At 70.3% G+C, this 14,507-nt stretch carries 11 protein-coding genes; 1 reads left to right on the top strand and 10 read right to left on the bottom strand.

The window, feature by feature from the left end:
- The 3 genes from ACTHMF_RS00775 to ACTHMF_RS00765 all read right to left on the bottom strand — a co-directional run.
- Positions 1–772, bottom strand: a 772-nt coding sequence (locus tag ACTHMF_RS00775) for an amino acid ABC transporter ATP-binding protein (RefSeq protein ID WP_440315894.1), incomplete at its 3' end; no start/stop codon positions are given.
- On the bottom strand, positions 769–1,755 hold the full coding sequence (locus ACTHMF_RS00770; protein WP_440315893.1) for an amino acid ABC transporter permease: 987 nt from the start codon (positions 1,753–1,755) through the stop codon (positions 769–771). The genes ACTHMF_RS00770 and ACTHMF_RS00775, both read right to left, overlap by 4 nt.
- A gap of 5 nt (positions 1,756–1,760) precedes the next feature.
- A complete protein-coding gene (locus ACTHMF_RS00765; RefSeq protein ID WP_440315892.1) occupies positions 1,761–2,660 on the bottom strand; it encodes an ABC transporter substrate-binding protein in 900 nt (299 codons plus the stop codon).
- Positions 2,661–2,879: 219 nt separating this feature from the next.
- Between ACTHMF_RS00765 and ACTHMF_RS00760 the strand changes: the two genes are divergently transcribed.
- Positions 2,880–3,392 carry a GNAT family N-acetyltransferase gene (locus tag ACTHMF_RS00760; protein ID WP_440315891.1) on the top strand — a complete coding sequence of 171 codons (513 nt, stop codon included), beginning with the start codon at positions 2,880–2,882 and terminating at the stop codon, positions 3,390–3,392.
- A gap of 81 nt (positions 3,393–3,473) precedes the next feature.
- On the opposite strand, the gene ACTHMF_RS00755 is transcribed toward ACTHMF_RS00760, so the two are convergent.
- From ACTHMF_RS00755 to ACTHMF_RS00725, 7 genes are all read right to left on the bottom strand, one after another.
- Positions 3,474–4,916 carry an aromatic amino acid lyase gene (locus ACTHMF_RS00755; protein ID WP_440315890.1) on the bottom strand — a complete coding sequence of 481 codons (1,443 nt, stop codon included), beginning with the start codon at positions 4,914–4,916 and terminating at the stop codon, positions 3,474–3,476.
- Positions 4,916–6,217, bottom strand: a complete 1,302-nt coding sequence (locus tag ACTHMF_RS00750; RefSeq protein ID WP_440315889.1) for an NtaA/DmoA family FMN-dependent monooxygenase — start codon at positions 6,215–6,217, stop codon at positions 4,916–4,918. The genes ACTHMF_RS00755 and ACTHMF_RS00750 overlap by 1 nt, the downstream gene beginning before the upstream one ends.
- Before the next feature lie 22 nt (positions 6,218–6,239).
- The gene (locus ACTHMF_RS00745) at positions 6,240–7,262 is read right to left on the bottom strand and encodes a PLP-dependent cysteine synthase family protein (RefSeq protein WP_314149633.1); all 1,023 of its coding nucleotides are present in this window, start codon (positions 7,260–7,262) and stop codon (positions 6,240–6,242) included.
- Positions 7,263–7,330: 68 nt separating this feature from the next.
- Entirely contained in the window at positions 7,331–8,164 is an 834-nt protein-coding gene (locus tag ACTHMF_RS00740) for a sulfurtransferase (RefSeq protein WP_440315888.1), read from the bottom strand.
- 76 nt (positions 8,165–8,240) lie between these two features.
- Positions 8,241–10,613, bottom strand: coding sequence for a cell wall-binding repeat-containing protein (locus tag ACTHMF_RS00735; protein ID WP_440315887.1), 2,373 nt, complete (start codon positions 10,611–10,613; stop codon positions 8,241–8,243).
- 149 nt (positions 10,614–10,762) lie between these two features.
- Positions 10,763–11,752 carry a ribonucleotide-diphosphate reductase subunit beta gene (locus ACTHMF_RS00730; RefSeq protein ID WP_314147501.1) on the bottom strand — a complete coding sequence of 330 codons (990 nt, stop codon included), beginning with the start codon at positions 11,750–11,752 and terminating at the stop codon, positions 10,763–10,765.
- Between the two features lie 123 nt (positions 11,753–11,875).
- Entirely contained in the window at positions 11,876–14,368 is a 2,493-nt protein-coding gene (locus ACTHMF_RS00725; RefSeq protein WP_314147499.1) for a ribonucleoside-diphosphate reductase subunit alpha, read from the bottom strand.
- Positions 14,369–14,507 lie beyond the last annotated feature (139 nt).

The raw sequence follows: 14,507 nt of genomic DNA, 5'->3' as shown, positions 1-14,507 counted from the left end.
GGAGCCGGGACAGGAAGTGGCGGGTGCGTTCGTGCTGCGGGTCGCCGATGACCTGGTCGGGGGTGCCGTCCTCGACGATCACGCCGCCGTCCATGAAGACGACCCGGTCGGCGACCTCGCGGGCGAAGCTCATCTCGTGGGTGACGACGACCATCGTCATGCCGGAGGCCGCCAGGCCCTTCATGACGTCGAGCACCTCGCCGACCAGCTCCGGGTCGAGCGCCGAGGTGGGCTCGTCGAAGAGCATCAGCTTCGGGTCCATCGCCAGCGCCCGGGCGATCGCCACGCGCTGCTGCTGACCGCCGGACAGCTGCGACGGGTAGTGGTCGCCCTTGTCGGCGAGCCCGACCCTGGCCAGCAGCTCGTTCGCCCGCTCGATGGCGCGCGCCTTCGGCAGGCCCTTCACGCGGATCGGCGCCTCGATGATGTTCTCGAGCGCCGTCATGTGCGGGAACAGGTTGAAGCGCTGGAACACCATGCCGATCTCGCGGCGCTGGCGGTTCGCCTCCTTCGGCTTCAGCTCGTAGAGCTTGTCGCCGTGCTGCCGGTAGCCGACCACCTCGCCGTCGACGGAGAGGCGTCCCGCGTCCACGCGCTCCAGATGGTTGATGCAGCGCAGGAACGTGGACTTGCCCGAGCCGGACGGGCCGATGATGCAGAGCACCTCGCCCGGCCGCACGGAGAGGGAGATGGACTTGAGCACCTCGTTGGAGCCGAAGCTCTTGGAGACGCCCTCGGCCAGCACCATCGGGGTCACGGTCGTGTCGGTCATCCCTTGCCTCCCAGGTCGTTGCCGTCGGGGGCCCCGGCGGCGGGCAGTGCACCGGTCGCGAGCGCCGGCTCCTGCTTGTCGGGGCGCCGGGCGTTGACGCCCCGCGAGAACCGCTTCTCCAGGAAGTACTGCCCGATCATCAGGATGGACGTGAACAGCAGGTACCACAGCGACGCCACGATGAGCAGCGGGATGGGCGTGTAGGTCACGGCCGAGATGTCGCGCGCGACACCGTACAGGTCGGTGGTCAGCGGGATGGCCGCCACCAGCGAGGTGGTCTTCAGCATCGAGATGACCTCGTTGCCGGTCGGCGGGATGATGACGCGCATGGCCTGCGGGATGACGATCCTGGTCATCGTCTGCCACCACGACATGCCGAGCGCGGTCGCCGCCTCCTCCTGGCCCTCGTCGACCGAGAGCAGACCGGCGCGGACGATCTCCGCCATGTACGCCGCCTCGTTCAGGGCGAGGCCGACGATGGCGATGATGAACGCGTTCTGCATGAAGCCGAGGTCGAAGTTCACGCCGAGGTTCGTCCACGGCACACCGAGGAAGACGTGCGGGTAGATCAGCGAGAACAGGCCCCAGAAGACCAGCTGGACGTAGACAGGCGTCCCGCGGAAGATCCACAGGTACAGCCACGCGATCGACTTCACGACCGGGTTCGGCGAGAGCCGCATGACCGCGAGGATCAGGCCGAGGATGACGCCGATGATCATCGAGTAGACCGTCAGCTGGAGGGTGACGAGCGCGGCGGCGCTGATGCGCTTGTCGAAGACGTACTTGCCGACGTACTGCCAGCCGTAGGCGTCGCGCTGGGCGGCGTCCACGATGAACCACACCAGCAGCAGGATGAGCACCACGGCGAAGAAGATCCGCCAGGGGTGCTTGAGCTTGACGGCCTTGATCGGCTCCGACGGCGGGGCGCCGGCCGGCGCCCGGACGCCACCCCCCGCCGGACCGGCAGGGGTGCCCTGCGACATGGAGATCAGCCCTTCGAGGCGGCGTTGATCTCGGCGGTGGTCACGGCGCCGTCGGCGACGCCCCACTTGTCGAGGATCTTCTTGTAGGTGCCGTCGTCGATCAGCGCCTGGATGGTCTTCTGCAGCACCGGGGTGAGCTTGGAGTCCTTGGCGACCGGGATGCCGTACGGCGCCTCGTCGAAGGTCTTGCCCGCGGCCTGCAGCTTGCCGTTGGACTTGGAGATCGCGTACAGGGTGACGGGCGAGTCGGCGCTGAGCGCGTCGGCCTTGCCGAGGATCACCGCGTTGGTGGCGTCGTCCTGGTTGTCGTAGCGCAGCGCCTGGATGGCCGGCTTGCCGGCGTCGGTGCACTTCTTCGACTTGGCCGGCACCTCGTCGGTGTCCTCGTAGGTGGTCGACTGGACGGCGACCTTGAGCCCGCAGGCGTTGTCGGGGTCGACCGTCTTGCCCTTCGCGGAGGCCCACAGGATGCCCGCGTTGTAGTAGTTGACGAAGTCGACCTGCTGCTCGCGCTCGGTCGTGTCGGTGAACGAGGACATGCCGAAGTCGTCCTTGCCGCCGGTGACGCTGGGGATGATGTTGTCGAACTTCGCGATGGCGTAGTTGACCTTCAGCCCGAGCTTCGCCGCGATGGCGTTGGTGAAGTCGACCTCCCAGCCGACGGGCTGGCCGTTGTCGTCCGTGTACTCGTTCGGCGGGTAGGTGTTGTCCATGCCCACGGTGAGGCTCCCGGCGGACTTGATCTTGTCCGGCAGCTGATTCGCGAGCGTGTCGTCCTTCTTCACGTCAGAGGCGGCGTTCGTCGTTGAACTGCCGGAGGGCGTGGAGTTGTCGACACAACCGGTCAGCGCGAGCGCGGCGACGGCGGCGAGAGCGACCGCAGGGGCCGCAATTCGGATGCGCATAATGGTAGTTATCCTTCTTCCTGGTGCAAGGTGTGCAGGAGGGGTAAAGGGAGGATACCCCAGCCTGCATGCATTGCTTGCATACTAATTCGCGCGTGAAACGGCCCTTTTCCTGCAAGTTTCGAGAACATTTCGCGTTTCATTGCGCGGATTCCGTTGTGGACGACGTTCTGTGACGCCCGAACCCGTCGTGACCTCCGTCCGGGTTAGGGTCGGGACGTGACCCAATCGCAACCCGGACTGGCCGGCACCGCGCGTGTCGTCGTGACGCGCCCGGACGATCCCCTCGCCGCTCCCCTCGTCGAGGAGCTCTCTCGCGAGTACGACGAGCGCTACGGGTTCAACGACGGCATCCCCTCCTCGGCGGAGCTCTCCCGGTATCCCGCCGAGCGCTTCACCGCCGAGCAGGGCGGGACGTTCCTGCTGCTGGTGGACGCGGACGGGCAGCCGGTCGCGGGCGGCGCGTTCATGGGCGATGGCGACGGCGTCGTCGAGGTGAAGCGGGTGTGGACGCACTCCGCCTTCCGCCGGCAGGGTCTCGCCCGGCGCGTGATGACCGAGCTGGAGGCGGAGGCCGCCCGGCGCGGCATCCACACCGTGGTCCTCACGACCGGCGCCCGACAGCCCGAGGCCGTCGCGCTCTACCTCTCCCTCGGCTACACGCCGCTCTTCGACCTCGACGCCGACTGGGAGACCGTCTCCTACCTCTCCTTCCGCAAGGTCCTTCCCTAGCCAGGCCGCCGAGCACAGGAAAAGCGTCGCGATCCGGGCCGATTCGCGACGTTTTTCCTGTGCTCGCGGGCTTTGGGCGGCTCAGAGGAGGGCGCGGGCGGCGGGGACGAGGTCGGCGGCGGGGAGGGCGCGCGCGACGAGGGCGTCGAGGGACCGCGCGAGCGGGGCCGTCCCGGCCCCCGTCGGCACGGCGGCGGCGACCGCGAGCGCGTCGGACGCGTGCAGGGCCTCGATCGCCAGGACCTCGCCGGTCAGCGCCAGCGAACGCTGCAGGAGCCGCAGGGCCAGCGGCGCGAACGACGCGTGGTCCTCCACCCCGGAGAGCGTCGTGCTGGCGAGCGTCGCCGGCGCGGCCAGCTGCCGCAGCTCCGCGACCGCGTCCGCGGCCGCGTAGAGCAGCAGCCCGGGGATGCGCGTCCCGCCCGCCGCCCGCGCCGGGGCCAGCGCGAGCGAGAGCGCCGCCGTCCGGCGCTCGGACGCGGCGGCCGCGTGCGCGAGCGCGAGCCGCAGGTTCTCCAGGGCGAGCGCGAGCGGGACGGCCTGGAAGTTGCCGCCGGAGACCATCCGCCCCGTCGCGACATCCACGACCGGGTTCTCCGACCGCGCCGCGAGCTCGACGTCCACCTCGGCGCGCAGCCGGGCGACCGCCTCGCGCAGTGCTCCGTGCAGCTGCGGCGCGCTCCGGACCGCGAGCGGATCCTGGACGGTGACCGTCCGCCCCTCCGCGTGCAGCGCGCTGCCCTCGAGCGCGGCGCGCACCGCCGCCGCCGACGCGCGCTGGCCAGGGCCGCCGCGCGCGTCCGCGACGATCTCCGAGAACGGACTGAGGTTGCCCGACGGCCCCGAGGCTCCGAGCGCCTCCAGCGACAGCGCGAGCGCGCGGTCGGCCGCGGAAGCGGCGCCCTCGGCCTCCAGGACCGCGAGCGCTCCGACGCCCACGCTGTACGCGTTCGCGCTGAGCGCCGCGAGCGCCTCGTGCGCGGCGAGCTCCACCGGTCGCAGCCCCGCGGCCGCGAGCGCCTCCGAGGCCGGCACGTCCGGCAGCACCCTGCCCTCCGCTGTCACCACCGCCGCCACCTCGGCCAGCGCGGTCAGGTCCGCCGCGCCGACGCTGCCGCGCGACGGGATGCGCGGCGCCAGCCCCGCGTTCAGCAGATCGGCATAGGCGACCGCCAACTCGGCCCGCACGCCCGCCCCGCCCCGGGCGAACCCGGCGAGCCGCGCGGCGACGACCGCGCGCGCCTCGGTCGCGGGCAGCGGGTCGCCGACTCCCCCTCGGTGGTTCGCGATCGTGCGGCGCTGGAACGCAGCGAACTCGGCCGGGTCGACCGCGTCGTCGCGCCCCGCCCCGAGCCGCCGGTTCAGGCCGTAGACCGGCTCGCCCGCCGCGATCGCGCGTTCGACCACCGCGCGGGACGCGGACAGCGTGGCGAGCGCGACGTCGTCCAGCTCCACAGGCTCGCCCTGGGCGATGGCCGCGATGTCGTCCACCGCGGCGGGCCGGGCGCCGAGCCGCACGACCATCAGAAGTCCAGCAGGTTGCAGCGCAGACCGCCGTCGCCGAGCTCCTCGCGCAGCACGCCGCGCCTGCGCAGCGCGGGGACCAGCGGGTCCAGCGTCCGGTGCACGTTCGCGGGATGCACCTGCCCGGTGAACAGGAAGCCGTCGCCGCCGACCGCCTCCCCCAGCTCGGCGAGGTGGTCGGCCACCTCGTCGGCCGTCCCGACGATCGCGAGCCCGTCCTTCTTCGCCCGCGCCTGCAGGATCTCGCGCAGGGTCGAGCCCTCCGGTGCCGAGCGGAGGAAGTTGTCCAGGGTGCCGCGGTTGCTGTTGGTCTCGATCGCCGGCAGCGGGGCGTCCAGATCGAAGGTCTTGAAGTCGACGCCGGTGAGGTAGGAGATGGACTGCAGCTGCTCGTCGATCGCCGCCTGGGTCAGCTCGGCTCGGGCGGCGCGCACGCTCGCGGTCTCCTCGGCGTTGGCGGTCAGGATCGGCTGGACGACGAACAGCACCTTCAGCGCGTCCGGGTCTCTGCCGTGCGCGGCGGCGACGGCGCGGATGTCGTCGCGGTACTCGCGCATCCGCTCGGCGGTGGAGGCGAGTGCGAGCACCACGTCCGAGTTCTTGCCGGCGAAGTCGCGCCCCCGGCCGGACGCTCCCGCCTGCACCATGACCGGCTCCTCCCCTGCCGGCGCGGTGTTGAGCGGTCCGCGCACGCGGAAGAACCGGCCGTCGTGGTCGATCGTGTGCACCTTGCGGAAGTCCGCGTACACCCCGTTCGCGGCGTCCTCGACGATCGCGTCCGGCTCCCAGCTCCGCCAGAGCTTGCGCACCACCTCCACCCACTCGTCGGCGCGGTCGTAGCGCAGGTCGTGCTCGACCTGCTTGTCGAGCCCGTAGTTCTGGGCCGCCAGGTCCGATCCGCTGGTCACCACGTTGAAGCCGAGCCGGCCGCCGGCGAAGTGCTGCAGCGTGCTCAGCAGCCGCGCGGCGGTGAACGGCTCGTAGAAGCTCGCGCTCAGCGTGGGCACGACACCGAGCCTGCTCGTCGCGCCGAGCAGATACGGCACGAGCGGCAGCGGGTCGTGCTTCGGGACGAACCGCGCCGCTGCGAGGTTCACCTCGGCCGTTCCGCCGTAGGTGTCGGGGACGGCGACGCCGTCCTCGATGATGAACAGGTCGAAGCCGGCGCCCTCGAACGCCCGCGCGGCGTCCTGGTAGACGGGAGGCTGCCGCCAGTCGTAGCCGATGCCGTACGTGGGGTCGCCCCAGCCCTGGACGCCGAAGCCGGCGCCGAGGAACCAGCCGAAGTGCAGAAGTGCCATGCGTCGCGCCGCGCGCCTTTCGTCAGTCGATGCCGACGCCGGCGGCCGTGAGCCACGCGTCGTCGAACGCCTTGGTGAGGTAGTTGATACCGCCGTCCGGGGCGACGGCGACGATCACGGAGCCGGGGTCCGCCTCCCTCGCCAGCCGCAGGGCCGTCGCGACCGCCAGCGCGGACGAGGGACCGAGCAGCAGCGCCTCCTCGGCGGCGAGGCGGCGCAGCGTCCGGTAGACGACGCCGTCCTCGACGGTGTGCACCTCGTCCACCACGGTCGGGTCGAAGGTCTCCGGCCAGAAGTCGCGCGGCCACGCCGTCCCGACCCCGTCGACGAGGATGCGTCCGGCCCGGCCGCCGCCGTAGGTCGAGCCGACCGGGTTCGCGCCGACGACGCGCACGCGCCCGCCGCTGGCCTCCTTGAGGTACCGGCCGGTTCCGGTCACGGTGCCGCCGGTGCCGATCGAGGCGACGAAGTGGGTGATCCTGCCTCCGGTCTGCCGCCAGAGCTCGGGCCCGGTGCCGCGGTAGTGCGCCTCCGGGTTCGCCGCGTTGGCGAACTGGGCGGGACGCCACGCGCGCGGGGTCTCGGCCGCGATGCGGTCGGCGACGGCGCGCGGGTTGGCGGGGTCGTCCGGCCCGGCGTCCCAGTCCGCCTCGACCAGGCGCGCGCCGTAGGCGGCGAGCACCGTGCGCTTCTCGTCGGAGATGTCGGAGCTGTGCACGATGACGACGGGATGCCCGGTGAGCCGGCCGATGAGCGCCAGCCCGATGCCGGTGTTGCCGCTCGTCGCCTCCACGATGGTCGCCCCCGGCGCCAGCGCGCCCGACGCCTCTGCGGTGCGGATCATGTTCAGCGCGATGCGGTCCTTCGACGAGCCGCCAGGGTTGCGGCCCTCCAGCTTGACCAGCACGCGGGACTCCAGCCCCGCGGGGAGCGCGTGCAGCTCCACGACCGGTGTGTTCCCGATGAGGGCGGCCACCGAGTCGCAGACCTCGCCGAGGGGCAGGTTCCCTGGCAGGTCGGCGGAGCGGAGGTCGAGGGTCGTCATGCAGGAACGATAGGTCCGCGCGCCGGGCGGCGCACCTGCTGTTGCCCCGTATTACGGTCCGCGACCGCTCAGGCCCCTGTCGCCACGGGCCGGGACGGGTCGTTGGACCAGGCGGAGAACGACCCGGGGTAGAGCGCCGGCATCGGGAGCCCGGCGGTCACCATCGCGAGCGCCGCGTGCGCCGCGGTGACGCCGGAGCCGCAGTACACGCCCGCCGGTGTTTCCGGCGCGACGCCGAGCCCCGCGAAGTGCGCGGCGAGCTCCGCCGGGGCGAGCATCCGGCCGTCCGCGGCGAGCGTCGCCGACGTCGGGGCGCTCACAGCACCGGGGATGTGCCCGGCACGCGGGTCGACCGGCTCCACCTCGCCGCGGAAGCGCTCTGCGGCGCGCGCGTCCAGCAGCACGCCGTCTTCCGCCATCCGGGCGGCGGCGTCCGCGTCCAGGGTCGGCAGTGTCCCGAAGCGCACCCGGATGCCGCCCGGCTCCGGGCGCGCGCCCTGCGTCTCCAGCCGCCCGCCGGCCGCGACCCAGGCGTCGAGCCCGCCGTCGAGCACGCGGACATCGGCCACGCCCGCGTGCAGAAGCAGCCACCACAGCCGGGCCGCCGAGGTGCCGGAGACGGCGTCGTAGACAACGACCGCGTCTGCGTCGTTCAGCCCCCAGCGCCGAGCGGAGGCGGCGAAGTCGGCCTCGTCCGGCAGCGGGTGCCGTCCGTCGGTGGGTTCTCCGTGCCCGGCGAGCTCGGTGTCCAGGTCGACGTATACCGCCCCCGGAATGTGGCCATTCGCGTACTCCTGCGCGCCGGGAGGGCCGCCGAGCTTCCAGCGGACGTCGAGCACCCGCGGCGGCGTGGACGAGGAGAGGGCGGCGGCGAGGTCGGCAGCGTCGATCAACGGGGTCACCCGGCCATTCTCGCACCGGCCGGACGCACGACGGGCGGTCGCCGGTCGCCCGGAGACGGCCCGTCGTTGCCGACTGTCAGCAGCGCGTCATTTCTCCGACCGCCGGCGTGATCGAGCCCGGTCCGCCGATCAGCGTGATGCTCTTCGTCTGCCAGCCGCCCATCGCGAGCGCGGCGGAGTAGGCGACGCAGCCCGGGCGGGTCAGGAGCAGCGGCTGGTGCTTCGTGCCCGCCAGCACGGCGCCGACGAGAGCGTCCGCGAACACTTCCCCGCTCGCCAGGTACACCGCGCCGCCGTCGGGGAAGGCCGCCTGCGCGACGTTCTTCGACGCCTCGTACCGGTCGGCTCCGCCGTAGCGGTGCATGTGCGCCGCGCCGCCGACCAGGCCGGCCAGCTGCGTGTAGATGCCGGCCGAGACCGAGCCCGCGCCGCCCACGACGGAGATGTCCGTCGGGTGGAGCTTCGCGATGACCGCCAGCGTCGCCTGGTCGAGAGTCCCCGCGTCGCCGCGCACGGTGAGCACCGGCGAACCGTCGGAGGCGCCCGCTGCGGATGCCGAGAGGGAGTCGGGGAAGCCCTGGCCGGTCGCGATGTAGAGGTTGCTCACCGCAGGAGCGCCCGGCTTCGCATACACCCCGGACACCAGCGCCCTGGCGACGGCGTAGCGGTCCGCACCCGCGTAGCGGACGACGTGACCCACGCCGACGATGTCGGTGAGAGCCTGCTCGACCGCCGGCGACACCGAGGCCGGCCCCCCGGCGATGACGATGTCCGTCGGTTTCAGACGCTTGACCTCGTCCGACACCGCCGTCGGCATCGCCCCTGGCCGCGTCAGGAGCACCGGACCGCCCTGCCTGGTCGCCGCCGGACCGGCGACGAGCGCGTCCGGGAAGTTCTCGCCGCTGGCGATGTACACCGTGTCCGCGGTGCCGGGGAACGCCTCCTTCGAGACCGAGACCGCGAGGGCATACCGGTCGGCACCGGAGAGGCGATCGCTCGGCACCGTTCCGACGCGCACGGCCGTCGTCGCGGTCGCCGATCGGCTGTTCGAGCCGTAGGCGGCGACCGCGGACACCAGGTGCATCCCCTGCGAGAGCGAGCTGACCGGCAGCGACCAACTCCCGTTCGCCGCGACCGGCGCGGTGCCGGTCGGCGTGGCCGCGCCGTCGACCGTCACGATGACCGAGTCCGCCGTCGTGGAGTTCGTCAGCGAGCCGGAGATCACGGCGGCGCCGGTGTCGCCCGCCACATTCGAGATCGACGGGGCGTCTAGCTGGACGGCCGGCTCCCAGTCGGTGTGCACGCCCATGATGCTGTCGGCGGAACCCTGCATCGGGAAGACGGTCGAGAATGCGCCCGTGTCCTTGCAGGCGGCGCTCGACCACGATCCCGCGGAGTTGACGCCGACGGCGTAGTTGCCGATCATCGCCGCACCGCCGCTGTCGCCGTGGTACATGCACATCGTGGTGATGATGGAGTTGACGTCCTTGCCGTTGTTGCCGTTGTCGTCGGCGTCCACCGTCACGATCTCGTTCACCGAGACCACCTTGCCGCAGGTCCAGCCGGTGGTGCGCCCGGACTTGCAGATGGATGCGCCGGTGGTCGCCGTGATCGTGCCCCGGACCGGCAGCGTGCTGCCGTTCCAGGTCGAGGTGAGCGGGCGCGGGGTCTGCGCGCTGCCCGTCACCGGGATGAGGCCGGCGTCGCGGTTCCCGCCGAACTCGAAGGACGAGGAGTCGAGGTCGCCGATCGGCTTGCCCGCCGCGGTCGCGTCCTGGTTCGGCTTGGTCTGGTTGTAGCGGTACGCGGTCACCGGGTCCGCGGGCACGGGGTCGTTGGCGAGCAGGCAGTGGCCCGCCGTCACGAGCGTCTTCACTCCCCCGCGGAAGCCGTTGAAGCCGGTCGAGCAGATGGAGATGTAGTCGGCGTTGAGTTCGAGGTACCAGCCCTGGCCGTTGTCGAGGTTGTCGTACGACGAGAACGGCTTCGAGGTCTCCGGCGCCGCGGGCGGGGTCGCCGCCGTCGGTTCGGCGCCGAGCGCGGCGACGGCCTTCTCCTGCGTCGCGGTGGTCGTGTGCACCCGGATCGTCGTGTCGTCGATCCAGACATCGGCCGGCTTCACGCCGGTCTTCTCCAGCTCGGGCAGGATGTTCGACGCCGTCGCCGCCGTCTGCGCCTGCTCGAGGTAGTGCTGCGGCGAGATCCCGAGGTCGCGCTGCACCGCGGCGCTCAGCCCCTGCGGGAGGGCGGACGGGTCGTCCGGGCCGAGCGTGGCGTCACCTGTGCCAGGAGCCGGCGTGGGCGCGGGCGTCGCCGGACCCTCCGGCGCCGACGGCCTGGGCGCCGTGAGCCCGGCCGGCTCCGCACTCTTACCGATCGCCTGCGTTGCGGCGGGCGCAGTCGCGCAGCCCGCCAGCAGACCGACCGCCGCGGCCAGAGCCACGGCCACGCCTGCACGACGAATCATCGTTCCCCCTCGATAGCGATGGGCTCGCTCGTCGAGCCCAGCTGCATCCTAGTGGGGCCGGAATACGTGCAGACGTGCAAAAGCGGGCGGCTTCGAGATTTCGAAGCCGCCCGCTTTCTCGGTGCGACGCGTCAGCGGCCGGTGGAGGCCTTCGCGTTCGACTCGTAGGAGGTGTTCGTGGACTCGAAGAAGTTCACGAGCTCCAGCGTGTCGTTGGCGGTCGCCATCCACTTGGCCGGGTTGGAGACCTTGTACTCGGCCTCGAAGCCCAGCTCCTCCAGGCGGCGGTCGGCCAGGTACTTGACGTACTGGTTGATGTAGTTGGCGTTCAGGCCCAGGATGCCGCCGGGCAGGAGGTCGCGGTTGTACTGCTCCTCCATCTCAACGGCGTCCAGGATCATCTGCTTGATCTCGGCGGCGAACTCCGGGGTCTGCAGGTCGGGGTTCTCCTCGAGCACCGTGAGGATGAGGTTGATCCCGAACTTCAGGTGCAGCGACTCGTCGCGCACCACCCAGTCGATCAGCGAGCCGAAGTTGCGCAGCAGGTTCCGCTGGCGGAACGAGAGCGCCACCATGAAGCCGGAGTAGAACCAGATGCCCTCGAGGATCACGTTGTACGCGATGAGGTTGCGGATGAAGTCCTGCTTGCCCTCGGTCGTCGTGATGTCGAGCGCCTGCTCCGTCATCCGCTTGATGAACGTGACCTCGAACTCCTCCTTCTTCGCCATCGACGGCACGTCGACGTGGGAGTTGTAGGCCTGCTCGCGGTCGATCGGGAACGTCTCCAGGACGTACTCGAACGACATGCAGTGGTTCGCCTCCTCCCACATCTGCTTGGCGAGGTAGAGGTGCGCCTCCGCCGCGTTGATGTAGGGGTACACGCCGAAGGCGAGCGCCTTGTTCACGAGGAGCTCGTTCGGGTTGAAGTAGCTCATCAGGAAGGTGACGGCGTGGCGCTCCTCGTCGGTCATCTTCTTGAAGTCCGCGATGTCCTCGCCCAGCTGGATCTCGTTCGGGAACCAGGTGTTCGCGACGGCCTGGTCGTACAGGTCCATCGCCCACTGGTACTTGACGGGCTTCAGCAGCAGGCCCTCTTCGATTCCCGTTCCCAGGATGCCCATGGTGTTTCTCTCCTCTGTGTTGCTCAGGCTCGGTCGCCGGGTCGGATCACTGGCAGGACTCGCACTGCAGGTCGTCCATCGGGTCGACCGGCACGTAGTACTCCTCCACTCGGGTGCTGTTCATCACTTGTCACCCCCCGCGGTGTTCGACGTGCTCAGGCCTCCGAAGCCGAACCCGCGACGGGCGGGAGCGGCGGGGGCGGGTGCCGAGGCGCTCTCGGCGGCCGGGGTGGCGGGCGCCGCGGCGCCGACGCTCGCGAAGCCCTTGCGGCCGCCCGAGATCTCCTCGGACTTGTTCACCTTGACGGTCGACTGCTCGGCCTGGTGACGCGGCTTCATGTGCAGGTAGTAGGTGGTCTTGACGCCCTTCTCCCACGCTGCGTAGTAGATGTCCATCATGTCGCCGAGGTCGCGCGTCTCGAGGTACATGTTGCGGCTGATGGCCTGGTCGATCCACTTCTGGGCACGGGCGGCCACCTCGATGAAGGCGTACGGCGAGAGCTGGAAGCTGGTCTTGAAGGCCGCCTTGATCTCGTCCGGGATGGCCGCGATGCCCTGGATGTCGCCCTGCGAGCGCAGGATGGACTCGCGGGTCTCCTCCCACAGCCCGCGCTCCTGCAGAGCCGAGACCAGGTTGCGGTTGACCTCGAGGAACTTGCCGGACGAGGTCGAGCGGCTGAAGATCTGCGAGAACTGCGGGTCGAAGCCGGGGGTGGTGCCGGCGACGAGGCCGATGGACGCGGTCGGGGCGATCGCCATCAGGGTGGCGTTGCGCATGCCGCCCTTGACCTTCTCGCGCAGGCGGTCCCAGTCGAGGCGGATGGTGCGGTCCACCGTGATCGGGGTGCCGCGGTCGGCCTCGGTCAGCGCGATCGAGTCGTAGGGCACCAGGCCCTGCGACCAGCGCGAGCCCTCGAAGTTCGGGTACGCGCCGCGCTCCTGGGCGAGGTCGGCGCTCTCGTCGATCGCCGCGTAGGAGACGTGCTCCATGATCTCGTCGATCAGCGCGTACGCCTCCTCGCTCTCGTAGCTGAGGCCGAGCTTCTCGACGACGTCGGTGAAGCCCATCACGCCGAGGCCGATCGCGCGGTTCTGCTGGTTGGAGAAGTCCGCCTCCGGAACGCTCGACACGGTGATGTCGATGAGGTTGTCCAGCTGACGGACGGCCTGGCGGGCGCTCTCCTCGATGCGGGCGAAGTCCATCTTGCCGTCGACCAGGTGGCGCGACAGGTTGATCGAGGCCAGGTTGCAGACCGACACGTTGTCGCGGTCCTGCGGCAGCGTGATCTCGGTGCACAGGTTGGAGAGGTGGATCGTGCCCGTGTTGTTGTTCAGAGCACGGTTGTTGATGGTGTCCTTCCAGGTCAGCCACGGGTGGCTGGTGGTCTGCAGGCTCATCAGGATGTCCTTGAACTGCGCGCGGGCGCTGATCTTCTTGAACATCCGCAGGTTGCCGGCCTCGGCCTCGTCGATGTAGTGCTGGTAGCGCTCCGAGAACTCCTTGCCGTAGAGCTCGTTGAGGTCGGCGACCTCCAGCGGGTCGAAGAGGTACCAGTCCTGGTCGTTCTGGACACGCTTCATGAACTCGTCGCTGATCCAGACCGCGGTGTTCGCGGTGCGGGTGCGGCGGTAGGGGTCACCCGAGTTCTGACGCAGATCCAGGAACTCCGGGAAGTCCATGTGCCAGTTCTCCATGTAGAAGCAGAGGGCGCCGAACTTCTTGCCGCCGCGGCTGACCGCGCGCAGCACGGAGTCGATCGTGTGCATGAACGGGATCGGGCCGGTGGAGGTGGTGTTGTTGGAGCGGATCGGCGAGCCCTGCGCGCGCAGCTTGGTGACCGAGAGGCCGATGCCGCCGGTGCCCTTGGTGAGCCACATGACGTCGCGGACCGACTTGGCGATGTGCTCGATGTCGTCCTGCATCTCCATGACGAAGCAGTTGGAGAGCTGTGGGTAGGCAGTGCCCGCGTTCACGAGCGTGGAGCCGGCGGCGAGGTACTCGAGCTTCGACATCTTGTCGTAGAAGGCGATCGCGTGGCTGGTGGGGTCGGCCTCGTTGAGGGAGAGGCCCATCGCGATGCGCATCCAGAAGTACTGCGGGACCTCGAGCGAGTCGCCATTGCGGGCCTTGATGCCGTAGCGGTTGTTGAGCGTGACCACGCCGATGTACTTGAGCAGCTCGTCGCGCGACGGGTCGAGGTAGCCGGCGAGGCGGTCGAGGTCGAAGAGGGAGGTGAAGCGGGAGTCGAGCAGCGTCTCCGCGACGCCGCGCTCGATGTAGGCGCGGAAGTGGGAGCTGTGCAGCTCGACCAGCTCGTCGAAGCTCTCGTAGTCGCCGAGGACGCGCTTGTAGATCGTCTTGAGGAGCAGGCGGGCGGCGACGGTGTCGAACGCGGGGTCGTCCTTGACGTTCTGCAGCGCGACCTGGATGACCGCCTCGTCGAGCTGCTGGGTGGTGATGCCGTCGAACAGGGTCAGCTCGAGCTCGCTCGCGATCTGGGTGACCCAGGTGATGTTCTCGTCCAGCCCGGCGGCGGCGTGCTCGATCGCCAGGTTGATCTTGTTCGCGTCGTACGGCTCGCGCTCTCCGTTGCGCTTCACGACAGTGATAGCCACGTTCTCTCCCTCTCGATGTGCCGCTGGAATGAGCGGCTGGCCTGCTGGATTCCGCACCCGGTCATCCCCGTGGACCGGCCGGTGCGCCTCCGTGCTGAACCACTATATAGCGGGGCACCGACATTTCCATGCCCCCACA

Source organism: Leifsonia sp. (assembly GCF_051955155.1).
Taxonomy (GTDB): Bacteria; Actinomycetota; Actinomycetes; order Actinomycetales; family Microbacteriaceae; genus Leifsonia.
This window is presented reverse-complemented; position numbering and strand designations above follow the sequence as displayed.

What these genes read in the sequence shown, in the direction of transcription:
- ACTHMF_RS00770 (WP_440315893.1), bottom strand. Translation starts at nt 1,755, where the DNA reads ATGTCGCAGGGCACCCCTGCCGGTCCGGCGGGGGGTGGCGTCCGGGCG.
- ACTHMF_RS00765 (WP_440315892.1), bottom strand. Translation starts at nt 2,660, where the DNA reads ATGCGCATCCGAATTGCGGCCCCTGCGGTCGCTCTCGCCGCCGTCGCC.
- ACTHMF_RS00755 (WP_440315890.1), bottom strand. Translation starts at nt 4,916, where the DNA reads ATGGTCGTGCGGCTCGGCGCCCGGCCCGCCGCGGTGGACGACATCGCG.
- ACTHMF_RS00750 (WP_440315889.1), bottom strand. Translation starts at nt 6,217, where the DNA reads ATGGCACTTCTGCACTTCGGCTGGTTCCTCGGCGCCGGCTTCGGCGTC.
- ACTHMF_RS00745 (WP_314149633.1), bottom strand. Translation starts at nt 7,262, where the DNA reads ATGACGACCCTCGACCTCCGCTCCGCCGACCTGCCAGGGAACCTGCCC.
- ACTHMF_RS00730 (WP_314147501.1), bottom strand. Translation starts at nt 11,752, where the DNA reads ATGGGCATCCTGGGAACGGGAATCGAAGAGGGCCTGCTGCTGAAGCCC.